Origin of the sequence: Mycobacterium sp. SMC-4, assembly GCF_025263265.1 — a bacterium.
Lineage (GTDB): Bacteria > Actinomycetota > Actinomycetes > Mycobacteriales > Mycobacteriaceae > Mycobacterium.
This window is the reverse complement of sequence record NZ_CP079869.1, coordinates 4,251,774-4,273,808: the sequence shown is the minus strand read 5'-3', so window position 1 is coordinate 4,273,808 and position 22,035 is coordinate 4,251,774. Positions and strand designations below refer to the sequence as shown.

The window sequence follows — 22,035 nt, the reverse complement described above, 5'->3', positions numbered from 1 at the left end:
CAAAGCTCAACGTCATCGCAGAGCGGCCACTTCCGATCGAGAGGCCGCTTCGCGCGACTACTACGACGCCGAGCAAGAACGTCACTAGTTGACTGTCTCGTTTCTGAAAATTTGAGACCAATCAGTTCCTGTGAACCGTCCCGGGTTTGATGCCGGCTTCATGTTTGAGACATCGCCGGCTGGGATGCCCGGAGTTGAGCGTAGTAGGCGGTCTCGTATTCGGCGGGTGGGACGTAGTCCAAGACGCTGTGCAGGCGGCGGTTGTTGTACCAGTCGACCCATTCCATCGTCGGGTACTCGACGTCGTCGAGGTTTCGCAAAGGCCCGGGCCGAAACGGGCTACCCGCCCCGATCGCTTCGGTCTTGAACAACCCGATGGTGGTCTCGGCCAATGCATTGTCGTAGGCATCCCCGACACTGCCGATGGAGGCTGCAATCCCTTCCAGGACAAGGGTTTCGGCGAACGCGATCGAGGTGTACTGGGATCCGGCGTCGCTGTGATGGATCAATCCTTGACCGACGGTGTGGCCGTGATGGTCACGGCGCCACAGTGCCATCTTCAGCGCGGTGGTGACCATCGCGGTGTCTTTGGTCTTGGATACCTGCCAGCCGACGATGGCCCGCGAGAAACAGTCGATCACCAATGCCACGTAGACGAACCCCGACCAGGTCGGCACGTAGGTGAAGTCGGTGACCCACTTGCGGTTGGGGGCGGTGGCGGTGAAGTCGCGGTCGAGCAGGTCCGTCGCCCGGGCCGCTCCCTTGTCCGGGATCGTGGTGCGATGCCGCCGGCCTCGCGTGATTCCGGACAGTCCCTCGTCGCGCATCAGCCGGTCCACCGTGCAGGCGGCCACCTGATGGCCTTCTCGTCGCAGGTGAGCGGTCATCTTGCGCCGCCCGTACATGCCCTCGGGGCTGCCGACGGTGCTCAGCAGTGCGTCGGTCAGGTGTGCATCGGTGATGGTGCGCGCCGAGGGCTGAGCGGTCTTCCAGTTGCGGTAGGTCCGTGGGGCGACCTGCAGACCCTGCTCACGCAGGATCGTGCAGATCGACTCGACCCGGTAGCCGGCCGTCCGCATCTGGTCGATGAATCCGCAGATCAGCGGTTGCGCGGGTCGAGCTCCCGCGCGAAGAAAATGGAGGCAGCTTTCAGAATCTCGTTGGCCTCTTTGAGATCCCGGTTCTCCCGCTCGAGCTCGCGGATGCGCTGCTGCTCGGCAGTTGTTACACCGGGCCGCTGCTCAGCATCGACCTGGGCCTGCAACACCCACCGGCGAAGCGATTCCTTGCCGACGCCGACCTTCGGGCCGATCGCCGCGCACGCGGCATACACGGACCGGTATTCACCGAGGTGATCGAGCACCATCCTCACCGCACGCTCACGCTGCTCGACCGGGTAATGCTTGGCCATACTCGCCATCCTTCTCACAGAAGGAAGCGGCATCAAACCCGGGACGATTCACTGTCTTGATTCATCGAGACGAAGATTAGACCCCTGTCGTCTCGAACGGGTCTCGGCTTCACCCGTTGCTTGATGGCGGCGGCGAGGTCGTCTGGGATGGGCATGGGTGTCATGAGGCCCGCGTTGACGCGGCCGGTGTTGCCGACCGGGTAGCGGCCAGTCATCGAGCCGGGGGCGGCGACGATGAGGCGCAGGACTTGGCCGATGGCTTCGCGGCGGTCGTGTTGGCGAAGTGCGAGCGCCAGCATGGCGGCGTGGTTGCAGGTGTGCAACCAGGGACTTGGTTGGGAGACGATGTGTGCCCGCTCCAAGTGTCGCCACCGGGTCGCGGGGTCTGCGGCGTGTTTCGCGGCGGTCATTTCCGCTCGGTAGACCTTGCGGGCCTGCTCACTGATTCGTGGCATTGAGTTGGCTCCTGTCGTGGGGATGAGCTTGGTGGGGCTATCGGCGGCTGGTCCGCTTGGTGGGTGCGGTCGTGCCGTTGACGGCCGGTGGAGATGCGGTGGGGGCGCAGCAGTCGCACCCGTGCTCATCCTGTGCCGGGGCTGGGGTGATCAGGGAAAGGCTGATGCTGGTGGCGGGGGTCTGCGCGGACTGTAGAGGGCTGCAGCAGGGGTCGTCGAGGACGGGTGCTGGGCCGATGTCGAGGGTGTGGGTTGTGGTTCGCGGGGTTGTCGCTGTGACGCCGGGAAGGGCGGTGATGCGGGCGGAGCGGATGGCGTTGAGGATGACGAATATTTCGGTGGTTTCGTGGATCAGGACCACGGTGGCCAGGCCCAGGACGCCGAAGGCGGCCAGCGGTATCAGGACGGCGATGATGGCCAGCGAGAACGCGATGTTCTGCACCATGATCCGGCGGGCGTGGCGCGAGTGGGCCAGCACCTGGGGTAGGTGCCGAAGGTCCTCGCCCATCAGGGCGACGTCGGCGGTTTCGATGGCGACGTCGGTGCCCATGGCGCCCATGGCGATGCCGATGTCGGCGGTGGCCAGCGCGGGGGCGTCGTTGATGCCGTCGCCGACCATGGCGATGGGTCGGCCCGTGGAGAGGGTCGGCAGCAGGGCTGCCTTGTCTTCGGGTAGCAGCTCGGAGTGCACGGTGGTGATGCCGGCGTCGGCGGCCACCGTGTCCGCGGTGCGGGTGTTGTCGCCGGTGAGCATGGCCACCGTGATGCCCATTCGCTTCAACAGACGGACGGCTTCGGCGGCTTCGGGGCGAAGTTCATCGCGCACGGCGATGGCGGCGACCGGCTGGTCGTCGCGGGCGAGCACCACCACGGTGGCGCCGGCGGCCTGCAACCGCTCCACGTCAGCGGCGAGTGGTCCGGGGGCGACCCAGGAGGGTTTCCCCAGGCGCAGCCGGTGGCCGTCGAGGTCACCGTGCAGGCCGTGGCCAGCCAGTGCGGTCACATCGCTGGCGGCCGGCGAGTCGCCGGCGGCGGTCAGGATCGCTTGAGCCAGTGGGTGTTCGCTGCGCATCTCCAGGGCCGCTGCCCACCGCAGGGCGTCGGCGTCGCTGAGGTCGTCGGTGGTGATCACCTCGACGACGCGGGGCTGGTTGCGGGTGAGCGTGCCGGTCTTGTCGAGGGCGACGACGGTGATGCGGCCAAGTTCTTCCACCGCCGCGCCACCCTTGATCAGGGCGCCGTGGCGGGTGGCGGCCCCGATGGCCGCGACCACGGTCAACGGGACCGCGATCGCCAGTGCGCACGGTGAGGCGGCCACGAGCACCACCAGTGCCCGTTCCAGCCACAGCATCGGATCACCCAACACCGCGCCCACCGCGGCGATCACCGCGGCCAACGCCATGATCGCCGGCACCAGCGGACGGGCGATCCGATCCGCCATTCGTTGCCCGGCGCCCTTGCGTTCCTGGGCTTGCTCGACGATGTGCACGATCCGCGCCAGGGAACTGTCGGCGGCCGGGGCGGTGACCTCGACCTCTATCGCTCCGCCGCCGTTGATGGCACCGGCGAACACGTCGCTGCCGGGCCCGGCTTCCACGGGCACCGATTCGCCGGTGATCGCCGACAGGTCCAGGCTCGTCTGACCGGCTCGGATGGTGCCATCGGTGGCGGCGCGTTCACCGGGACGGATCACCATGACGTCACCGATGACGAGATCCTGGGGGGCAACGGTCGTCTCGATGCCGTCCCGCAGCACCGAGGCCTTCGGCGGCACCAGCGACAACAGGGAGCGCAGCCCGCGACGGGTCCGGCTGACGGCGTAGTGCTCCAAGCCCTCGGCGATCGAGAACAGGATGCCCAGCAAGGCGGCCTCGGCGAACTGACCCAACGCGACTGCGCCGATCGCGGCGATCGTCATCAACGTGCCGACCCCGATACGGCCATGCCGCAGATTACGCACCGCATCGGGCACGAACGTGATCGCGCCGGCAGCGACTGCAGCCAGCTCGACGGCGTGTGCGATGCCCTCGTAGCCGACCCGCCCGGCAATCCAGCTCACAGCGAGCAGCACCGCGGCCAGCGCCGCGAACTGCAATTCCCGTATTTGCCAAAGCCTTTCGGGACCCGCGTCGGGTTCGACGTCGTTGCGTGGCCCGCAGCACGCATCAGACACGATTGGCTTCCTTAGCGCTAGTTGCGGCCACGCTCGGCAAAACAGCTGCGGTTAACTCGCGTCCGCGCTCGGTCAGCTGATACATGACCAACTTGCCCTGACGGCGCGACGACACCAGCGCCGCGTTCTTGAGCTGGCGCAGATGGTGGGACACCAAGCCTTGCGGCTGTCCGACCACCCAGGCCATATCGCACACGCACAATTCGTCGCCGGCCGCCAGGGCGGCCGCAATGGACAACCGGGTCGCATCGCTGAGGCCGCGCGCCGCCGCGGCGGCGGCCTGGACGGTGGCGCTGTCGGGCACCGTGGCGCGAATGGACTCCGCGTGGGGCAGGTTCAGGCAGAGCAGATCGCAGGTATCCACCGGTTCACTCATATCCATATACTAAAGTACGTCGATATGAACATGAAAGGTCTCGGAGCGATCCTGACCAACACCCGCGTTCTGCTGACCGTCTTCGTTATCGCGTTAGCAACGATCGGGACCGCGGTGTTCCTCTCGGTCCGAGGAACCGACTCGGCGCCTCCGATTCAACTTGATGGGGCAGCCGGACAGACGGTCCGAGACAACAGTCACCGGCTCAACTCGGTACCCGACAGCGACGCCTACTTCGTGGAATTCCTCGATTTCGAGTGCGAGGGCTGTCGCGCGGTGTATCCCGCCATTGAGCAGCTGCGCGCCGAGTACGGCGATCGGGTGAACTTCGTGCTGCGCTACTTCCCGCTGCGCTCGCACTTCAACGCCGAGCGCGCCGCACGCGCGGTCGAGGCCGCCGCCCAACAAGGCCAACTCGAACCCATGTACCGGAAAATGTATGAGACACAAGCAGAATGGGGCGAGCAGCAGACTCCCGCCGACGACGTATTCCGCGGCTTCGCCCAGCAACTCGGCCTGGACATGAGCGCATTCGACGACACCTACAACGACCCGGCCACCCTGGAACGCATCCAGCTCGACATCGCCGACGGCACCGCATTAGGCGTGCAAGGAACCCCGACCTTCTTCCTCAACGGCGAACGCATCCAGCCGCGCAGTTATGAAGACCTCTCCACAGCGCTTGACCAGGCTTTGGTGCGCGGATAGACGTCTGTCTCGTATCTACTGAACGGCATCGGTTGCCTCACGTGGCAAGGGCGTGGAAAGAAGACCCTTAAGAATATTCGGCCTGGTTTATCAGATCCCTGGCTCGCTTTCATCGCAACCTGGCAGACCTGCAGCGCGTGACCCATGGTTTCACCGTCTGGCCCGCCCGCCACACGGGTCGGCCGCCAGACAATGGCTGCTCGTCCCTACATCTTTCCCGCACAGCAGGGGCACGGTTCCTTCATGTTGGCGCAGCAAGGGCATGCGTCCATCGGCATCGCCATCATCGTCTCGCCGCAGCACCACATCAGTGGCCTGGCGCCACCGGCGGTGTACGTGACCGCCATGGGGTACTCGCTGGTGACGTCAAAGTAGATCTTGCCGGTGGCCGTCTGCCCTTGAGTCAAGGTGGCCGGGGAAATTCCCCGCGGGCTGGCCATCTGCCACAGCGCTGGGTAGCGGGCGCCTACAGAGGTTGCGGCGAAGTTGGGGATTACCGGTGTCGAAGTGCCCAAGATCGCCGTCACCGTCGCGGTCGCTTCCCACAGCTGGCCGGCCACCGGGAAGTCAGGCACATCACCGCTTTTCTTCAGATCCGCGACCGACCAACTCTGAATGCCACCACCGTCCGCTACCTGCTGATGCGCTCCAAAGCGGTGCAAACAGTGCTCCGCCGCCGACGCCGCCCCAGCCGAGCCCAGTCCCGCCATCGGCGCCATCACAGCCAATACCGCCATCAAACAGAACTTGAGCACATCTACTCCCTACCGTGGGGCCCGGCAAAGTAATCGCCTCGCGTCTACAACCTACGTACCGAGATAGTAGATGATGTCAGAAGCCGATCGACATGGCCTTGCCCTGGGCTCCTATGACGACGGTTGACACCCGCCGCTGAATCGGAAGAGGTCGCCACGCGGTCAAGCACCATCGCCACTTGCCGGTCAACCGTCTGCAACTCTTCCCGCCGCGCCCGAAATCAGGAGCACCTTCGCTATCTGTAATCAGCAAATGCTTCGCCGCCGACACCCAGCTCATCACTGGCGTCGTTAGTGGGCGGCGTCGCGTCGGGCCGGGTCGGTCCGGCGTCGAAGGCGGCCATTTCAACGTAAGGCCGGTTACTGTCAGCGCAACCGGAAACAAGTTTTTGACCGGAGGTATTGACGTGGCAGTGCGAGGGGAGCGAATCCTGGCTGCAGCGCTGGCAGCAGCGGGAAGTCGGCGATTCCGGAACCGGATCGCCGGGCAAGCCGCCCGCTACTGGTCGGCGCCCACAGGATCGGCCTGGGAAGCGAACTCGCACTGGCGCAACGGAATCGGCGATCAAGCCTGGCTGGAGGTTGGTGACGACCATTGGAAGATCTATGAGACCTTCGCCCGAGCCCTTAATTCGCCCAGCCCGAACACGGTGATGGAGTGGGGCGCCGGCGGCGGGGCCAACGCCGTGGCTTTCGCCCCCCATGCGCAGCGCTTCATCGCCGCCGACATCTCCGAAGAAAACCTCGACGAATGCGTCCGACAAGTCCGCGCAACTTGCACGACACCCGTCGAGACACGGCGCATCGACCTCACCTGCCCCGAACAAGCCACCGTCGGATTGGCGGGCAGCAGCGACGTCTTCCTGTGTCTATACGTGATCGAATTAACGACCGACACCGACGCGGTACGGGCCATCCTTGAAATCGCCCGCACCGTGTTGGCTCCCGAAGGCATGGCGTTGGTCCAGATCAAGTACCACACCAGCGATCGTCGGACCCGCGGCTTCGCCGGGACGGCCTACGACCGAAACCTCGCATCGACCACCACCTTCACCATTGAAGAGTTTTGGAACCTGGCGGCAGAGTGCGGACTCACCCCAAGGCTAATCACTTTGGTGCCGGAAAACCGTCTCGACAGCCGCTACGCCTACTACGCCCTCACAAATCCAGCCGCCGTGCAACCCGCGCCGCCTGACGAGCACCTGCTCGACGTCAAGTACACAGAGTTCGCCGCCACATTCAACGCTGACGTCGCCGACGCAGAGAGGCGCGCGGCGCGCGGCAACTACATAAGCCGCCGTGAGGGCGAACAACCGTCGACGACTGACGGTTAAACGGCTTGCCGCTGATTGGTGTAGTAACCGACTCTCCCTGCGTGGACGGCGCGGTGGCATCGTGGGCAGTTCGGATCATTCCGAGCAGCCAGCCCCTAGTTGCTCGCGAATTTGGCTGTGGTGGTGGACGATAGCGCGCGGCTCGTCCTACGTTTGCGTCTATGAGCGGAAGTGAGAAGTTACGGGCGCGCAAGCGTGCGGTGGAAGCGCAGCGCAGGGCGAACGAGAAACGCGCGAGCCTTGAACGTGCCAATGTAGACGATGCCGCCTCGGTTCGTGTGCTGCTCCAGCGGCTGGGCGCCGTTGACGCTTGGGAGAGTGCGCGCCTCGATCAAGTGAATGAAAACGTGCGCACGGACGCAGCCCGCAAGCGTGTGAGTCATTTCGTCAACCTGCAAACGGTTACTGGGCGGATGAGGGACCGCGGTCAGACGATCGCGTCGATCGCTACTCTCGCTGAGGTCGAGGTTCGCGACCTCCAAAATGTCCTTCGCAGAGCGCGTGCTGACGAGGGCGGCGCGCAGCGTGCAACGGAGTCTCGAAACGCCGCGGCCCTCCGCGCAAACGGCGCAAGTCTGGGGAGCCATAGCGCAGTTGGCGTTGACCATCATCAACCGATCGCAGCGGACAACTACCCGACATCAGATCCGAACCGGTGCGTCCGTTGCGACGCGGTCATGCTAGATCCCGAAGTCACTTCCCGGCGGGGGCGTCCGCGTCGCTATTGCTCTGACACGTGCCGCAGAGACGCCTCGGCCGCGCGTACAGCAGCACAGCGGCACGGAGAACCGATTCGCATCGTCGAGGTTCCTCGTGCTGCCGTCCGAAGTGCATCGGGTACACAGCAACACGGTGCCACCGCTCCGGTAATTCGTTCCGCATGCGACGCGGTAGAATTCGCGCTCCGAAACGCGGATGCCATGAAGATATTATTGTCGAGTGTGGCTGAGCGGGCACGGCGTAAAGAGTTGGACCGCAGCACATTTGAGGCCGCCCGAGAACTCGCCAAAGTGGTCTATCCAAATAGGAATTAACGCGTACCCTGGCTCGGCGCTACCCCGTCAGATGCGACGCATGTCGTGTTCCGCCTTCACTTGATGGGGCATTGCTGGCCATGCAAACAGGCGGCGGCATCAATTCCAGCGTGACTGATCCTGACATATGAGAGTTCGGCTGGAATCAAACGTTCTGGACATGACGCGGCTGCCAGTGTCCTGTTTGCTTGAAATTGCAGATCAGCCCACTGAACTGGGAGTATCCGCTAAACGAATGTGTGCTCAGCTGTGGCGAAGTGTCTGTGCGAAGCGGTACTTTATGGGTCATGGAGCGTCTAGATCTGCAGCCGGCCACCGCGTGGGGCGGAATTGCGGCAGCTGGCGTGGCCGGTTCAGACGCCGCGTCTGTTGAACCGGCCGGTCCAATCGCTAGCGGCAGTCTGTCCATCATCGACGCCGCAGCCGGCCTCGCAGACTTCACTTCTGTCGCTGCCCAGCAGGGTCACGCGGCGGGGCTCCTTCTGCGGGTTGAAGCATTAAGCACTGCAGCGGCCGCAGCAGTGAATTCCCTTGTTGTCGTTGATGAACTGAACGCGACACAGCTTCGTTCCGTGGTGGAGTGACTGTGAGCAAGCTGGCGTTCTACCTCGCGGTCGTTAGCACCGTCGTTGCCATCATGTCACTCGCTGTGAGTCTCAAGATCTTCCCAAGTGGGCAGTCTGAACACGCGATAAGGCCGTCGACCTCGTCCACGTCTGCTGCGGAGCCCTCAGAAAAGCGCGACGCAGCAATTGAGGCGTGTGTTGGCCTGAGGAACTTCAAGAGCGGTGTTGGGATTGCGCGTGGCGCCTTCATCGATCGCGTCGACCGGGCCAATGACTGGGAGTCATCACAAAGCCTGGGGGTGCAGGGCTACTACTTCAGCGCGGTGGGTGCGGAGTTGAACTATATGGCCACCCGGCTAGGTCCAGGCGTACCACGAGAAATTGTTGATGCGCTCGCTGATGTCCGGCGGTCGATCGTGGCTGTGGTCGACGCAGATTTGCGCCGTGAACCCGCATCCGTTTCCAACGACATGGTTGATCAGTACTCGAGTGCCCTGCGGGCCGCTGAAAGTGCCTGCGAAGAAACGGGGGCCGGCTAATGGCCGCTCCACCACCCGCTCGTAGCTATTCACGCTTCATCGTGGCGCCCGATGTATGGCCGGTCACCCGCGAGCAATCTGAAGGACGGGCTGCTGCTCAACGTCGTCTGGCGATGGCGACTGCGGCTGCAGTAGATGCTCACCGGGTCGCCTTGCACGGCTTGCAGGTTGTCGGTGTGGCGCAGTCAAATGGTTTCGAAGCAATGCACGCTGCCTACAGGCGTATTCAGGTTCGGGCCGACGATAAGGCCGACGCGGATAAGGCTGCCGCTGATCTGATGCAGAGTGTTGCGGCGATCCAGATGAGTGCTGAGCTGATGATTGACACGATTGATGCTGAGGCACATCAACAACTGGTACACGTGCCGAGCAGAAGTCCCACCGCTATCAACATCATCACCAGTGCTGCTGCGCGGGCGCGAGGAATCGCAGTAGGGGCAGCCGATGAGATCCGCGCTCTAACTGTGCAATTCGTCCAGGGATTTACGCCTCTGCCGGAGGGACCCCCGAATGGCGATCCGTTTAGTACCGGCGATGACGATCGGTCGACCGATAAGCGATCCGACGAATCGCCTGAGCGTCCACCCGAGGTGGCAGTGGAGACCGGTGATACGCAGCCTCGTCTTTCGGTGCCAGACCCGTCTGATGCCGAATCCAGGTCTGGTAACACTGCGCCGCGGGTCAGCACCGGGCCTACCCCTGGTTCTTCATCGCTGTCACCGCACCCCCCGGCGCAGAGCGCCAGTCCTGCGTCCGTAGCCGCGGTTGGTGACATCGGAAGCAGTGGGGTAGGCCTCGCCGGACCAGGACGTTCCTCATCCATCGGCTCGTTGGCCGCGTTCGGAAGTTCAGCATCTCCGCTATCGGGATCGGGCACTGGAGGAATGTCGCAGTCGGGTTTGGTACGGCCGGCAGTATCTGCATCGCCGTCTCCTGCTGTCGCGCTGCAAGGGGTCATGCCTGCAAGTGGTCCTGCGCCGCTGTCATCGGTCACCGGCGCTCAGACGACTAGCTTCCCTGCTGTCGTAGCCACTGCGACGCCGGCGCAGCCGGCGGCATCTCCGAGTGGAATCTGGCATCCGTTAATAGGAGCGACCACGGGTGCCGTGCCAGCGTCTATTGCCGGGCCGCAGGTAGTGTCGAGTACTAATCCCTATCCAGCGGTTTCAGCACCCTTGCTGCCCCCGGGGCCGCTGGGTCCGCCGCCTTCAGTTCCGGCCGCAATTCCACCGGCCGCCGGTGCTGTCCCATTGATTGGCGGCGCTCACACCTCAATGGCGCCTGCCGGCGCATCGGTCGCGACGGCAGCGTTGACAACTCCCGCCGCGACGCTGCCGTCCCGGGTAGCGGCCGCGGCGGCCCGGGACTTGGAACGGCGGCGCAACGAGTCGAGTGATCTACAGACGGTTAAATGGTTGGCGTGGGAACTGTTGTACGCCACCGAATCCTGCCGAACCTTCGCACTGTGGGCCGTCGGCCTGATGTATTCAGCGGCTGGCGATCGGCATGTTGTGGCGCTGACACATCACGGTGCGGGTTACGTCCCCGCGGGGATTGTGGTCCCTAAGGGCGTGCGGATGCTCTGGTCTGACCAAGCTATTGGAGAGGGCTTTCGTAGCCGATGGATCGGAAATCTCGATCCGGCTGCGACACTGATCGCCTTCGCAGAAGTCAAGGCCGCGGAGCCGGCTGGCTGGCGCTTAGCCGCTGCAGCGACCACCTGGTCGGACGTAACAGCGCTCATGACTGCCGCGCAACGCTGGGGCACTGAATGGGCCACCTGCTCCGGTATGTCCATGCCCGCCTCAATCGGAAAACGTGACGCTATCGCCAACGCGAATACTCCGCACCGATTGGAGCGGGAGTACCCCGACCTTTTCGAGCGTGTAGCGCAACTTCGTGCCAGAGGGCTTACCCAGCGAGCCGCCAAACTGGTCACGGAAGCAATCGTTTCCGACGCGCGCCTTGCGATCGTCGCCGACGGTGGCCCCCGAATTCCGCCGAACTTCGACTCGGTGTGGCCGGCTGCAGCTGACGGCAGAGTAGACGCTTCGGATCGCGCCCGTTTCGCCGAAGCGGTTCAGCAGCAATGGTTCAGCATCGGAATGGTGCAGCCGGGTTGGGAAGATGAACGCACTGACACCGTCTGTGCAGAGTACAGGGGGCAATGGCTTATTTGCCGGGCGCTTGAGGTGGTCCTGGGGTGGATAGCTGACGACAACTGCGGGGCAATGCAGGCGGACCTGCCGCTGGAAGACATGATCTACGCCGCAGCACATGCCTACCTCGACAGTCGGGGAACCGGCTGGATCACTGCAATTTTCGACGCTGCAGGCGGTTCATCCTGATAATGGATTCGCTCCCTCAGGAGGTAGATGGTGAAGCTTGGCGCGCCGAGCTCGCGCGGCAGCATACGTATCTGGCGAACGTCGTCGATCAAGCATGTGCCTGGACGCGCGAGTTCCACGTGCAAACTGGGGTTGAGCTGTGTGGCAACTACACCTCACTAAAGAGTTATCCCCTGCTGGACTACGCGAACAGGCTGAGACAGCTCAGCTCAGCACTAAAAAGAGTGTGCGCAATTGCTTCGCTACAGCCTCCGCCGCCGACCTGGGACCGCACGACCCTGCATGCGCCCCCGGCTATAGCGGTGCCCGGGCGAGACCCAGATTGGCGACGGGCCGATTACTCGGAAGGCGGTCGGTACCTGCTGATGCTTCAGCCCACTTCGCCACCCGGATACCCGGCTACCGCTCGTGAACAGTGGAGCGCTGCCCTTCGCCTTGCGAGCCCAAGCATCATCGAACGCGAAATCGGTGTGCCGCAACTAGTTGCCTACGGTTGGATGGCTCGATCGGAGTTCGACAAAGCATATCGAGTGGTGCACAGAGCGTTTCTCGACAGTGCGGCCGCCACGTTTGGTCGTGCGTGGGCTACCGGATCTTCCGAGGATGGAACTCGTTCAATGACCGTGCTGGTGAGTTGGATGAAGGCACTGACCGACCATGGGTGCTCCTTGGGTGATTGTGATTCCGTGCTTCGCGACATCGAGGTCGTAGACCCGCAAGCTGTCGCGGATTGCAGAGCAGTCCAGGAAGTTTGGTGCCCTCCCACGCCCTGACCTGCTCCGCCGGCTGATACAAGACCGACGCAAATGCCAGAGTGGCGCCTGCGGCAGTCTTTGGCCTCACGGTGCTTCACTGCTCTCGGGCATGTAACCGGTGACCTCATACTCTTGGACCAATCGTGAAGATCATTGCAATGCAGGACCTCCTAGAGAACTTCGACGAAGTGCTCTTGAGCGTCGAACGAGGGGATTCATTCGAAAGCCGGGCGGAGGATGGTCACGCCATCGCCCTGCTGCTGCCGATTCAGGATGAGCTCTAGGACCCAGCCACCCCACCGAGGCGAGCTGCCACATGTCGACGCTTCGCCGGTGTTGACGCATCATCAGACCGGATGAAACGGTATGCGATCAACTATCTGGGCACCTGTTTCCCTGCACCACAGCGCACGGTCAAGACGCTGCCGCCGTGCGACCCTCGCCAGCCTTCGCGTCGGCATTCAAAACTTTCTGCTGACTCCGGTCGAAGTTCGCGTTCTCGCTGATCTGCGTAAGCGAGAGACGCGAGGGTTGCGAGGCTCGCTGAGCCACAACATCTTTGTACGGCGGATAGATTGTCCACAGCAGTACGTTCCTGCGGTTGCGCGCGCCATCATCTTCGATCACCCATCCGAGGTTGCGTAGAGCGGGTGCGTGCCTACGCAGCAGCCCAGAAACGTCGCGACCGTTCTTCGGCCAGTCCCTCGGTCGTTGCCAGTCGTCGTTGACCGGTGTGAGCAGCATCAGCAAATCACTGCCGGATTGACCAACAGCAGGTTCTAATGTCCGCGAGCGAAGCTGTTCGATAAACGGGTCGACGGACAAACTATCCTCAGACAACTGATTGGCGCGCGACATGTACCGGCGTACGCCATTAGTCGACAAGATCTCGTCCACGGCCGCCAGCGTGCGACAGAAGTCCGCCATCCTGGGCGAGTCCTCAACTGTGATGGTCTCCAACCGATGGTGAACGGAGGCAGCCAAGTCAAGTAGTCCGCCAAAAATACCTGGTAGAGCTGCTTCCCACCGCTGTCGCATCTCGGCCTCTGACTGTCGCATTCTGGGGTCGATGCGTCGCAGCTCGACGATCGCTAGCCGCTCTGCCAGATCGGGTCGGATGGCGCCGACGTCGATTCCGTTGATAATCACGCATCGACGAAACTTGATGACAGCCAGATCGGCATCGGTATATAGAGACCGTTTCACCATGGCGTCGCCTGTCGCAGCGCGGCATAACGAGTCCGACAGCCACGGCGGGATGGCCGACAGGTTGTCCAGAGCAACGACCCACGATCCAGAAGCGGCAACCGCCCATGAGTCCGCGTCCCGCGGCGCCTGACGAAAGGGGGCGGGCGAAGGATCGATGAGTTCGACCAAGCTCCGTGTCGATGTCGTTTTAGCGCTACCTTGCTCGCCAAACAGGGCTAGTACCGGATGCGGGACGTCGCACTGAACCAAAGCAGCTACTAGGAACGCGAGAAGAACTGGGCGGTCCTCAACGGCGACATTGACGAACTCCCAGAGCTTCGTCACATCCCCGCGGGGGCTTGGTGCCGGCATCGCCCCCGTCAGCTTCGTATTTCGGAGGAACCGCACCGGCGCAGTGGGAGCCATCGACCACCTTCCGTCGCAGACTTTGATTACTTGACCGTTTGGATCTCCAGTGTCGATGTAGATCGTCCCGTGGTGGTCGGCAACGCGTAGGTTCAACTTGTCGGGTGCCTGCGTGGCCGCCAGACCTTCCAAAATCAGTGTGGCGTCGGTAAGTGCTTGGCCCCCGGCGACCGCACCGGTCTCGGTGAAGTAGCGAGCGGCGAGATCTGCCCGTAGGCCAGCCCTCCCACCACGCAGGAGTATCGCGAGGTGGGGTCGACTGCGTTCGGCGCCAAATGGTTCGCCGTCCTTGGAGACTCCGAGAACATAGCGTTCCCGGGCCATATCGACTAAGCGTGCCGCGACTGACTTCTTGTCCCCCTCCCCCCTGCCGCTCAAGGGATTTCCTGCCCGTGGTGCTGTCGATTATGGGCATGCTGCGCTATTCTCATGAGGAACTTCCGTGTGGCGTGATCGGGTGGTTCGAACGAAGGCCTCGGCTAGTCCCCGAGGTCTTTTTCGTGCGCAGGCACTAAGCGGCGTCGCCGCCTCCGCGGCGGGTTGCGCTCTCTCGCTCCGATATCCAGCGCAATACCTCGGCCCTCCGATAAACGACTCGGCGTCCCAAGGTGAAACTCGCCGGCCCAATATTCGAATGCCGCCAGTACCTCAGCGTCCCCATCGGAACTCCAGTGATGTCCGAAACTTCCTTCGCTCCTAGCAAATCCATCAAATTACTCCTCAGCTATGGTCGGTTCGCCTGAGCCAACAGTGACTGGTGACTTGACGGTCTGTCCACGACCACAGCCACATTCACTTGAAGAAAAGCCTTTCAATGACTCGGGGGTCGTGACGTCTTCGGCGGGCTCATAGTCCGGCCTCCGGACAACGAAGCGGATGAGGGGAGCGGAATACTGCGGTACTTTCAGCGTATGACGACTCGGAACGAGCGAGCGGGAATTGACGACCGCTGGCACAAACGAGTCAAGGCGCCGGACGGCGCGATGCGTACGGAGCGGTCTGCGGTATACGGCAAGGTCTCGCGCTGGCGTGTCAGATGGGTCGACAGCACAGGCGCTGAACGGACCAAGAGTTTCCAACGCAAGCCGGATGCGCAGGCATACCTCAACGGCCTGACCGCCGACCTTCAGCGCGGTGAGTATGTCGATCCGAGGAAGAGTGCGGAGACGTTCGGGTCGGTGGCGGAGCAATGGTTCGCCACCAAACAGCACCGAAAGCCGAAAACCGTTGCAGGATATCGCTCGTTGCTCGACACCGTAGTCTTGCCGAAGTGGGATGGTGTTCCGCTGAAAAGGCTTGACTACGAGTCCTATTCGACGTGGCTGGGGTCGCTGTCGGTCGATGGTGGGCAACGTGGAGCCGGTTTGTCGGCAAGTCGGATCACCCAAGCGCATCAGCTGGTAGGTGCTGTCCTGAAATACGCCCAACGGACTGGCAAGGTGGCGAAGAACGTCGCGTTGGAGATCAAGCGGGACGAGGATCTTCCCGAGCAAGCCGAGCGTGAGCGGCGCTACCTGAGCCATGCCGAGTTGTTGGTGCTGGCCAAGGCTGCGGATCGGTTCGAGACGCTGACGCTGGTCCTGGGGTACTGCGGGCTGCGGTTCGGCGAAGCCGTTGCGTTGAGACGCAGGCATGTGGGGGATCGGGTGCTGACGGTGCGCTCGTCGGCAACCGCGGTCACTGGTAAGGGCATCGTGGAGTCGACGACCAAGACGAAGCGGGATCGCCACGTGCCCGTGCCCGAACCTGTCTGGAAGAAACTCAAGGCTGAGTTGCCTGCCGATCCGAACGCGCTGGTGTTTCCTAGTCGGAAGGGCGGGTTCCTGCCACTCGGTGAGTACCGCTGGGCATTCGACAACGCGTGTGAAGACGTCGGCATCGAAGGGCTGGTACCTCACGGCCTCAGGCACACCACGGCGTCACTGGCGATCAGTGCAGGCGCTAACGTCAAGGTCGTGCAGAGACTCCTGGGGCATGCAACGGCGGCCATGACGCTCGACCGTTATGGGCACCTACTCAACGACGATTTGAGCGGTGTGGCAGACGCGCTGGGTAAGGCTATAGACAGCACTGCGGTATCACTGCGGTATTCAGGACGTCAGAGGAAGGCTGATACGGCCTAAAGTACGCTCTGAGCTGCAAAGCCCCCATAGCCCAATTGGCAGAGGCAGCGGACTTAAAATCCGTCCAGTGTCGGTTCGAATCCGACTGGGGGCACACGACCTTGCCCGGCATATGCACTGGTAAAGCCGCCATACCGAGTGCTAGCCGCTGGCGGACGACCGTTTTGCCCACACTTTGCCCACAGTTACATCTAACTTGTCGGCAACTCCAGTGAGATCATCATCGAAAAGGTCGGCATAGACGTCCAACGTCATGGCCGCCGACGCGTGTCCCAACATCCGCTGAACCACCTTCACGTTCGCGCCCGCCGAGATCGCCAACGACGCCGCCGTGTGCCGAAGTGCGTGGGCCGTCACCCTCGGGAACACAGGCGTGGTCGGCTCGTCACCCTCCCTCGCCCGAGCTGTCGCAGCCGCCTTCTGGCACCGGTCGACAGCGCCGGACAGCCAGGAATCGTGCGACGACGGGGGGCCGAGGTAACCACCGTCCCGCGCCGGCCAAATCAGATTGCCGTGTGCCTTGCCCCGGCACGTCTTCGACAACTCCTCGACCACGAACTCAGGCAGGACCACTGTCCGGGACTTCCCAGATTTGAGCGAGCCGAGGTGCACATCGCCGCCGACTGTTACGGCGTTCTCGTGCAACGTCACCCGACGCTTCAGAAAGTCGATGTCACCAACCCGCAGCGCCGCCGCCTCGCCCCACCGCAGACCCGCGGTGCCCAGTAGCAGAACCAGCGAGCCGTACCGGCCCGACTCGACCGCCAGGTCGTGAAGCTGCTCCGCGGTCAAGTAGATGTTCTTCCGTTTCGCGCGCGCCGGGAGCTTCACCCCGCGGGCTGGATTCGCGGACAGGCGCCGATCCCGCACCGCGTCATCGAGGATTCGAGCCAGCACTGAGTACGCGGTAGCGACCAGCGTCCCCTTCCGTCGGCCGGCCAGCTCGGTCACCCACGCCTGTACACCCGAGTAGCTGATATCCGCGATCGACGTGGAGCCCCAGTGGGGGAGAACATGCACGCGCCAAGCTGATTCGACGGAGTGAAACGCCGAGGGTTTCATCACGCCCTGCTGGCGCTCCAGCCACAGCGCACCGAGATCCGCCACCGTGGCCTTACCGAGCGATGGTGCGACGTACTCGCCGCGCAGCTTCGACACCTCGTTCTCCGACAGCCACTGCTCGGCGTCCCGCTTCGTCCGGAACCCCCGTTTATCCGTCTGCCGGCGATCGGGAGTCCGATAACGGACGCGCCAACGCTTACCCGACTTCGTCTCGTACGCATCAACTTTCGCCATCAAGACCATCCGTGGCGGTTCAGATCTTCCTCGACCCCTTCGCGGATTCGGGCCCGCTCCTCGCGTGTCCTACCCACCATCCGCTCGACATCGCTCAGAACCCACTTCGGCCACGACCGTGACCCAAACTCGAGATAGTCGACAGAGGGGTCGATTGCACGTTGCGCGGTGAGCCAGGACCAGACGTCGTTAGCTTCAACGGTGGAAGCAACTTCTGCTATCTGAACCCTGTCACCTGGTCCGACATGGCCGAGTCCGGGCATCAAGAGGGACGCGGGGGAGGTTCTGAGCGCCAGGGCCAGTGCAATCAGATCGTCGACGTCGACACGACGTTCGCCAGACTCGATTCGACGAACGCCAACTGCGCTGATCTTGCGCCCCACGTCGAAAAGCCGTTCCGAGACTTGTGTGTAGTTGAGGTTCTGCGACTCCCGAAGTGCCGTGATGTTTGCGGCCACTGTCTCCGCAGTTGGCCCGCGTGCCGATTCCTTACCTGCCATGGACCCATAGTGGCCTGTCGAAACATGGCAGTCAATCGACATCCTTGACAAGGGTCACCCCATGTGATTTTCTGTAAGCGTACTGCCTAAAGATGACAGTAGATCGCCAAAGTTAGGCACGTCGAGTGCGACCTGGCAGGCCGTGTGGATTGGACCCCGCCGAGCCTGTCGGGAGGCTCGCCGGTAACCGTACTGCGGCACAGCCATTTGAAATCTCCATACAGGGCACGAGCGCAGATACGGGAGCCAGTAGCGCGGCACCCACACCACATCGGCTGCCGACAGCGTCGGGGATGTGAGGGAACGGAACTCGGGCCTGACCTTCCAGCCACATGAAAGGAGTGACATGACGAATCCACTGGACACACTGACAGCCAAACAGGTTGCGGCGATCCTGCACACGTCCGAGGCCGGACTGGCGCAGATGAGGTACCGCGGCGTAGGGCCAAAGTTCGTGAAAGCGGGTCCCCGCAAGGTGATCTACACCCGGCACAGCGTCGAGGAGTTCCTCGCGGCCAATACGTGCCAACGCACCGACGACCCGCGAGGGGCCGCCTGATGCGCGTCTACCCGCAGTTCGAAGACCTCGGCCTTGATCCCACAGCCGACAAGACCCCGGACCTTCGGCCCGGAAAAAGCGAAGCCCCCGAAGTTGCAGCTCCGAGGGCTTCCGAACCAACTCTCACCAGAAAGTAGGTAACCCCCATGATTACACACACATCCTGCCGACACTGCACAGTGCCCACAACTGACGGCACCGACGTGTGCCGATTCTGCCGCACTTACGTGCCGCCGACGCGATCACCCGAACCAGTCGACCACCTTGACGCCGCCGTGGCGCGAATCGACAGCATCCGCGCCGACATCAACGCCGTCATCCGCGACCTCCCCGACGACGTCCCCATGTTCGCGCTCGTCGACATCGTCAACGCTCTGTGGAACCTGAGAAACGCCTCGGTGCTACTCGACAAGGCCAACGACACCCTCGAAGCCGCGGAGGCCAACTAATGGCCGGCCGGATCATCGAAGCCCCCGAGCGCGCTCTGCAGCATTGCCAGGAGGCTCAACACTTCGTCGGGCGCATCATCTTGCGCAGCAGCGGGGAACGACGCAAACGCGCCACGCACATCGCCGAGCTCCTCACCTCGGCGAGTGGCCACCTGAAAATCCTCATGGATGGCGCGGACAAGTGACCGACAAGAAGATCGTGGAGACCCGCCGCCTCGACGCGGCGGGTTCCTCCCGCGAAGTCAACTGGTGGGCCACACACCTGTTCATCGAAGCCGCAGTAGCCCAAGCCAATTGTGGCCCCATTCCGGTCGCCGGCACACCGGCATGGTCCGCCCTGGCCGACGGCGACCCGCGAAAGCTGTTGGCGCTCGCCGCCGCCGGCGAGCATTGGGTGCTGCGCATGCAGATCGGGCAAGAGCAGCGCGCCCAAGCCGCCGAAGACATCTGGGGCGGCGCCGACTGGTCCGAAGCTGCACGGACTTTTACGCGTCGTCACGAAATTGACGAGATCAGGAGAGCGTCGTGACGGAGATCAACTGGGGGACAGCATCCGACCCCCAACTGACGCTGACTCGACTGTCAGACGTGTTGCCGGAACGCGTCGAATGGCTGTGGCATGGTCGGCTACCCGTCGGTAAACCTGTGACCCTCGACGGTGATCCTGGCCTCGGCAAGTCCACGCTTGCACTGAAGATCGCTGCGACCGTCTCCAACGGAGGAAGCTGGCCAGACGGAGGGCGCTGTGAGCACCCCGGCGACGTGCTCCTCCTCTCGGCAGAGGATGGCCTAGCCGACACGGTGCGGCCGCGCCTCGACGCCGCGGGGGCAGACGTCACCCGCGTGCATGCAATCGAAGGCAAGTCCTACCTCGACGCCGAGACCGGCGAGCGATACCTCCGGCCGCTCACCCTGGCCGACATAGCCGACCTGGAACGTGCGATGAAACTCGTCAGCGCACGGTTGCTAGTCGTCGACGTCCTGATGGCTTTTCTTTCGAACGGCACGGACTCGCATAAGGACCAGGACATCCGTCGCGTGCTATCGGCCCTGTCCGCAGCAGCAGAGCGCAATGACTGCACAGTGCTCCTGCTGCGCCACCTGAACAAGGCCAAGGGCGGTGATCCGCTCTACCGAGGTGGCGGGTCGATCGGCATTGTCGGTGCTGCCCGCGCCGGCTTGTTGGTGGCCGCCGACCCGGACGACCCGACGCGCCGGGTTCTGGCGTGTGTGAAATCCAACCTGGGCCAAATGCCCGACTCGTTGGCCTACCGACTCGTCGATTGCCCCGACCTCGGCGTCGCCCGCGTGGAGTGGGAAGGCGTCACCGGATACGACGCCCACCGGCTCCTCGCAGGATCGGCCCCAGACGAGGATCGCCACGACGTCGACCAATGGCTGAGTGAGTTCCTGGCAAACGGTTCTAAGAAGGCCAACGAGGTCTATTCCGGGGCTGATGCGGCCGGCTACTCGAAGGATCAAGCCAAGCGCGCCAAGAAGCGACTCGGCGTCCTCGCCGTCAGGGAAACCGGCGACGGACCGTGGTTCTGGAAGCTCCCAGCCAAGGGAGCGACCGACCAAGGGAGCACCCCGGACACCCAAAACAGTGCTCCCTTGCTCCCTTGCACTTCAGAAGGGGTGCGGGAGGCCGAGAATCGACCAAGGGAGCAGGGTGCGCCGGACCGCCCCCTTGGTCAGGCACAAGCAGATCCGCCCGCGCCGTCGCCCAATGCGATGGCCAGCCACGCCCACCCGCCAGCCCTCATCACCAGCCGACGCGCCCGCACCATCAAAGGAAAACCAACCTCCAGCTACCCCAACTGCACGATCTGCGGACAGTCCGTATCCAACGGCACCGACACCCACTACGAATGCCGCAGCAAACAACAGGCCGCCTCATGAAACACCGCGTCATCTTCGTAGACCCCGAACTCTGGACCACACCCAAGGAGAACCGCGTGAACCCCACCATCACCACCGGCGACTGGCGACGAGCCGGCGCACTACTCAAACACCGACTCGCCCGCGACGTCGACGGCTGCAACGCCATCCTCGAAGAAACCATCCAAGTCGCCCGCCTCTCCAACCTCATCGTCGCCCTCATCGGCACCCTCGACGCCGTCGCCGATCAATTGCTGACACCACTCGGACTCGACGGCCTCAACGAATGGCTCGAAGCCTGGACGCGCACCGACTTCGACCCGACCCGACCCACCGAGTGGACACGAGCCGCAGCCCTGACCATCGCCTGCCACGCCAAGGACACCTCGGAGATGCACCGGGTCATCGAGGAGGGCGACGACAACGTCACGCCAGTCGTGCTATCCATCATCGACGCCTACGCCGCCGCGTGCCCAGCACTAGCTACCCACACCGGCTCCCAAGTCATAACCCACGGCCTCCGAATGCTGACGGGCATGGAAGCCGAGGGCGACCAGTGACCCTCCGAACCTGCCTCCAGTGCGGAGAACCCTGCGACGGACCACGCTGCCCCGAACACGACACCAAAAGCACCGCCACCAACCGCGGCTACGACGCCGCCTGGGACCGCCTGTCCCGCAGAGCCCGACGACTCCAACCCTTCTGCACCGACTGCGGAGCCACCGAGGGATTGCAGGCCGACCACCTGCCCGAGGCATGGGCCGCCAAGGCCGCTGGCAAGCCCATCAAGCTCACCATGGTCGACGTCGTCTGCGGACCCTGCAACATCGCCCGAGGAGCCGCACGCGGCCCATCAGCCACCAGGGGGATGGACCCCACCGCGACCCCTCCCAGACCCCGGGCCAGGCAAAGTTTGCGTCTCACACCGCGAGGTGCGGCTTGAAGTCAGTAGACCTGCGGACTTCCGGGCTGTCCGGGCGGTTGCTCCGAGGAGACGTACTCCCAGGCATGTGGGGAGTAGTACTGCGGCGCTTGGATGCCGTTGCCGAAGTGCAACGCAAGCACCCCACTGGGGAGGAAGTCGTACCAATCGCCCTCGTCACTAAGAAGTTGCGAGGAGCTGTCTTCCGTGAGTTTGACCTCTATAGACACCCTCGGA

The 22,035-nt window shown here is 63.3% G+C and carries 24 protein-coding genes, 1 tRNA gene and 1 pseudogene; 14 read left to right on the top strand and 12 right to left on the bottom strand.

Annotated elements, in window-relative coordinates; all coding sequences use genetic code 11:
* Nucleotides 1-158: 158 nt before the first annotated feature.
* The 4 genes and pseudogenes from KXD98_RS20270 to KXD98_RS20255 form a co-directional block, all read right to left on the bottom strand.
* A protein-coding gene (locus KXD98_RS20270; RefSeq protein ID WP_260760098.1) for an IS3 family transposase occupies nt 159-1,411 on the bottom strand; the annotation gives its coding sequence in 2 pieces (ribosomal slippage) (nt 159-1,138 and nt 1,138-1,411; 1,254 coding nt in all).
* Nucleotides 1,412-1,533: 122 nt separating this feature from the next.
* Nucleotides 1,534-1,866, bottom strand: a pseudogene (locus KXD98_RS20265) (DUF3703 domain-containing protein); the annotation flags it as partial.
* Nucleotides 1,867-1,903: 37 nt separating this feature from the next.
* Nucleotides 1,904-4,039, bottom strand: coding sequence for a cation-translocating P-type ATPase (locus tag KXD98_RS20260; protein ID WP_064280683.1), 2,136 nt, complete (start codon nt 4,037-4,039; stop codon nt 1,904-1,906).
* The gene (locus tag KXD98_RS20255) at nt 4,032-4,415 is read right to left on the bottom strand and encodes a metalloregulator ArsR/SmtB family transcription factor (protein WP_064280706.1); all 384 of its coding nucleotides are present in this window, start codon (nt 4,413-4,415) and stop codon (nt 4,032-4,034) included. Before KXD98_RS20255 ends, KXD98_RS20260 begins: the two co-directional genes overlap by 8 nt.
* 24 nt (nt 4,416-4,439) lie before the next feature.
* On the opposite strand from KXD98_RS20255, the gene KXD98_RS20250 reads away from it, so the two are divergent.
* Nucleotides 4,440-5,123, top strand: a complete 684-nt coding sequence (locus tag KXD98_RS20250) for a thioredoxin domain-containing protein (RefSeq protein ID WP_064280682.1) — start codon at nt 4,440-4,442, stop codon at nt 5,121-5,123.
* 206 nt (nt 5,124-5,329) lie between these two features.
* Here the strand turns inward: KXD98_RS20250 and KXD98_RS20245 are convergent, their stop codons facing one another.
* Nucleotides 5,330-5,860, bottom strand: a complete 531-nt coding sequence (locus tag KXD98_RS20245; RefSeq protein WP_064280705.1) for a DUF1942 domain-containing protein — start codon at nt 5,858-5,860, stop codon at nt 5,330-5,332.
* A 197-nt stretch (nt 5,861-6,057) separates the two neighbouring features.
* Here KXD98_RS20245 and KXD98_RS20240 point away from each other — a divergent pair, with 197 nt between their 5' ends.
* A complete protein-coding gene (locus KXD98_RS20240; protein ID WP_235716664.1) occupies nt 6,058-7,212 on the top strand; it encodes a methyltransferase domain-containing protein in 1,155 nt (384 codons plus the stop codon).
* 179 nt (nt 7,213-7,391) lie between these two features.
* Here KXD98_RS20240 and KXD98_RS20235 read toward each other — a convergent pair whose 3' ends face one another.
* Nucleotides 7,392-7,823: a hypothetical protein gene (locus KXD98_RS20235; RefSeq protein ID WP_064280681.1), complete on the bottom strand. Its 432-nt coding sequence runs from the start codon at nt 7,821-7,823 to the stop codon at nt 7,392-7,394.
* A 611-nt stretch (nt 7,824-8,434) separates the two neighbouring features.
* On the opposite strand from KXD98_RS20235, the gene KXD98_RS20230 reads away from it, so the two are divergent.
* Nucleotides 8,435-8,830, top strand: a complete 396-nt coding sequence (locus KXD98_RS20230; protein ID WP_234788708.1) for a hypothetical protein — start codon at nt 8,435-8,437, stop codon at nt 8,828-8,830.
* Nucleotides 8,831-8,832: 2 nt separating this feature from the next.
* Complete coding sequence (locus KXD98_RS20225; protein ID WP_234788707.1) at nt 8,833-9,351, top strand: hypothetical protein; 519 nt, start codon at nt 8,833-8,835, stop codon at nt 9,349-9,351.
* Nucleotides 9,352-9,536: 185 nt separating this feature from the next.
* Here the strand turns inward: KXD98_RS20225 and KXD98_RS20220 are convergent, their stop codons facing one another.
* On the bottom strand, nt 9,537-9,713 hold the full coding sequence (locus KXD98_RS20220) for a hypothetical protein (protein ID WP_185292653.1): 177 nt from the start codon (nt 9,711-9,713) through the stop codon (nt 9,537-9,539).
* A 1,053-nt stretch (nt 9,714-10,766) separates the two neighbouring features.
* On the opposite strand from KXD98_RS20220, the gene KXD98_RS20215 reads away from it, so the two are divergent.
* Together KXD98_RS20215 and KXD98_RS20210 are read left to right on the top strand one after the other, a co-directional pair.
* The gene (locus tag KXD98_RS20215; protein ID WP_234788706.1) at nt 10,767-11,699 is read left to right on the top strand and encodes a hypothetical protein; all 933 of its coding nucleotides are present in this window, start codon (nt 10,767-10,769) and stop codon (nt 11,697-11,699) included.
* A gap of 898 nt (nt 11,700-12,597) precedes the next feature.
* A complete protein-coding gene (locus KXD98_RS20210) occupies nt 12,598-12,738 on the top strand; it encodes a hypothetical protein (protein WP_260760096.1) in 141 nt (46 codons plus the stop codon).
* 130 nt (nt 12,739-12,868) lie between these two features.
* On the opposite strand, the gene KXD98_RS20205 is transcribed toward KXD98_RS20210, so the two are convergent.
* Nucleotides 12,869-14,392, bottom strand: a complete 1,524-nt coding sequence (locus KXD98_RS20205) for an ATP-binding protein (protein ID WP_234788705.1) — start codon at nt 14,390-14,392, stop codon at nt 12,869-12,871.
* A gap of 187 nt (nt 14,393-14,579) precedes the next feature.
* The gene (locus KXD98_RS20200; RefSeq protein ID WP_011856752.1) at nt 14,580-14,777 is read right to left on the bottom strand and encodes an AlpA family transcriptional regulator; all 198 of its coding nucleotides are present in this window, start codon (nt 14,775-14,777) and stop codon (nt 14,580-14,582) included.
* A 202-nt stretch (nt 14,778-14,979) separates the two neighbouring features.
* Here KXD98_RS20200 and KXD98_RS20195 point away from each other — a divergent pair, with 202 nt between their 5' ends.
* Together KXD98_RS20195 and KXD98_RS20190 are read left to right on the top strand one after the other, a co-directional pair.
* Nucleotides 14,980-16,191 (top strand): site-specific integrase, encoded by a 1,212-nt coding sequence (locus tag KXD98_RS20195; protein ID WP_064280677.1) that lies wholly within the window; start codon nt 14,980-14,982, stop codon nt 16,189-16,191.
* A 20-nt stretch (nt 16,192-16,211) separates the two neighbouring features.
* Nucleotides 16,212-16,285 (top strand) — tRNA-Leu (locus KXD98_RS20190).
* Between the two features lie 47 nt (nt 16,286-16,332).
* Here KXD98_RS20190 and KXD98_RS20185 read toward each other — a convergent pair.
* Entirely contained in the window at nt 16,333-17,487 is a 1,155-nt protein-coding gene (locus KXD98_RS20185) for a tyrosine-type recombinase/integrase (protein ID WP_036371399.1), read from the bottom strand.
* Nucleotides 17,487-17,987 (bottom strand): helix-turn-helix domain-containing protein, encoded by a 501-nt coding sequence (locus KXD98_RS20180; RefSeq protein WP_199558934.1) that lies wholly within the window; start codon nt 17,985-17,987, stop codon nt 17,487-17,489. The genes KXD98_RS20185 and KXD98_RS20180 overlap by 1 nt, the downstream gene beginning before the upstream one ends.
* Before the next feature lie 346 nt (nt 17,988-18,333).
* Here KXD98_RS20180 and KXD98_RS20175 point away from each other — a divergent pair, with 346 nt between their 5' ends.
* From KXD98_RS20175 to KXD98_RS20150, 6 genes are all read left to right on the top strand, one after another.
* Complete coding sequence (locus KXD98_RS20175; protein WP_036370960.1) at nt 18,334-18,546, top strand: AlpA family transcriptional regulator; 213 nt, start codon at nt 18,334-18,336, stop codon at nt 18,544-18,546.
* Between the two features lie 275 nt (nt 18,547-18,821).
* Nucleotides 18,822-18,995 (top strand): hypothetical protein, encoded by a 174-nt coding sequence (locus KXD98_RS20170; protein WP_260760095.1) that lies wholly within the window; start codon nt 18,822-18,824, stop codon nt 18,993-18,995.
* Nucleotides 18,995-19,180 carry a hypothetical protein gene (locus KXD98_RS20165; RefSeq protein ID WP_260760094.1) on the top strand — a complete coding sequence of 62 codons (186 nt, stop codon included), beginning with the start codon at nt 18,995-18,997 and terminating at the stop codon, nt 19,178-19,180. The genes KXD98_RS20170 and KXD98_RS20165 overlap by 1 nt, the downstream gene beginning before the upstream one ends.
* Entirely contained in the window at nt 19,177-19,524 is a 348-nt protein-coding gene (locus KXD98_RS20160) for a DUF2742 domain-containing protein (protein ID WP_260760093.1), read from the top strand. The genes KXD98_RS20165 and KXD98_RS20160 overlap by 4 nt, the downstream gene beginning before the upstream one ends.
* A complete protein-coding gene (locus tag KXD98_RS20155) occupies nt 19,521-20,897 on the top strand; it encodes an AAA family ATPase (protein WP_260760092.1) in 1,377 nt (458 codons plus the stop codon). The genes KXD98_RS20160 and KXD98_RS20155 overlap by 4 nt, the downstream gene beginning before the upstream one ends.
* The gene (locus KXD98_RS20150) at nt 20,894-21,436 is read left to right on the top strand and encodes a hypothetical protein (RefSeq protein WP_260760090.1); all 543 of its coding nucleotides are present in this window, start codon (nt 20,894-20,896) and stop codon (nt 21,434-21,436) included. The genes KXD98_RS20155 and KXD98_RS20150 overlap by 4 nt, the downstream gene beginning before the upstream one ends.
* 385 nt (nt 21,437-21,821) lie before the next feature.
* Here the strand turns inward: KXD98_RS20150 and KXD98_RS20145 are convergent, their stop codons facing one another.
* Nucleotides 21,822-22,028 (bottom strand): hypothetical protein, encoded by a 207-nt coding sequence (locus KXD98_RS20145; protein WP_260760089.1) that lies wholly within the window; start codon nt 22,026-22,028, stop codon nt 21,822-21,824.
* Between the last annotated feature and the right edge of the window lie 7 nt (nt 22,029-22,035).

Bases quoted from the DNA above. Each gene is read 5' to 3' on its own strand.
- KXD98_RS20245 (WP_064280705.1), bottom strand. From the start codon at position 5,860: ATGGCGGTATTGGCTGTGATGGCGCCGATGGCGGGACTGGGCTCGGCT.
- KXD98_RS20205 (WP_234788705.1), bottom strand. From the start codon at position 14,392: ATGGCCCGGGAACGCTATGTTCTCGGAGTCTCCAAGGACGGCGAACCA.
- KXD98_RS20175 (WP_036370960.1), top strand. From the start codon at position 18,334: ATGACGAATCCACTGGACACACTGACAGCCAAACAGGTTGCGGCGATC.
- KXD98_RS20165 (WP_260760094.1), top strand. From the start codon at position 18,995: ATGGCCGGCCGGATCATCGAAGCCCCCGAGCGCGCTCTGCAGCATTGC.
- KXD98_RS20185 (WP_036371399.1), bottom strand. From the start codon at position 17,487: ATGGCGAAAGTTGATGCGTACGAGACGAAGTCGGGTAAGCGTTGGCGC.
- KXD98_RS20150 (WP_260760090.1), top strand. From the start codon at position 20,894: ATGAAACACCGCGTCATCTTCGTAGACCCCGAACTCTGGACCACACCC.
- KXD98_RS20235 (WP_064280681.1), bottom strand. From the start codon at position 7,823: ATGATGGTCAACGCCAACTGCGCTATGGCTCCCCAGACTTGCGCCGTT.
- KXD98_RS20255 (WP_064280706.1), bottom strand. From the start codon at position 4,415: ATGAGTGAACCGGTGGATACCTGCGATCTGCTCTGCCTGAACCTGCCC.
- KXD98_RS20200 (WP_011856752.1), bottom strand. From the start codon at position 14,777: ATGGATTTGCTAGGAGCGAAGGAAGTTTCGGACATCACTGGAGTTCCG.
- KXD98_RS20195 (WP_064280677.1), top strand. From the start codon at position 14,980: ATGACGACTCGGAACGAGCGAGCGGGAATTGACGACCGCTGGCACAAA.
- KXD98_RS20250 (WP_064280682.1), top strand. From the start codon at position 4,440: ATGAACATGAAAGGTCTCGGAGCGATCCTGACCAACACCCGCGTTCTG.
- KXD98_RS20180 (WP_199558934.1), bottom strand. From the start codon at position 17,987: ATGGCAGGTAAGGAATCGGCACGCGGGCCAACTGCGGAGACAGTGGCC.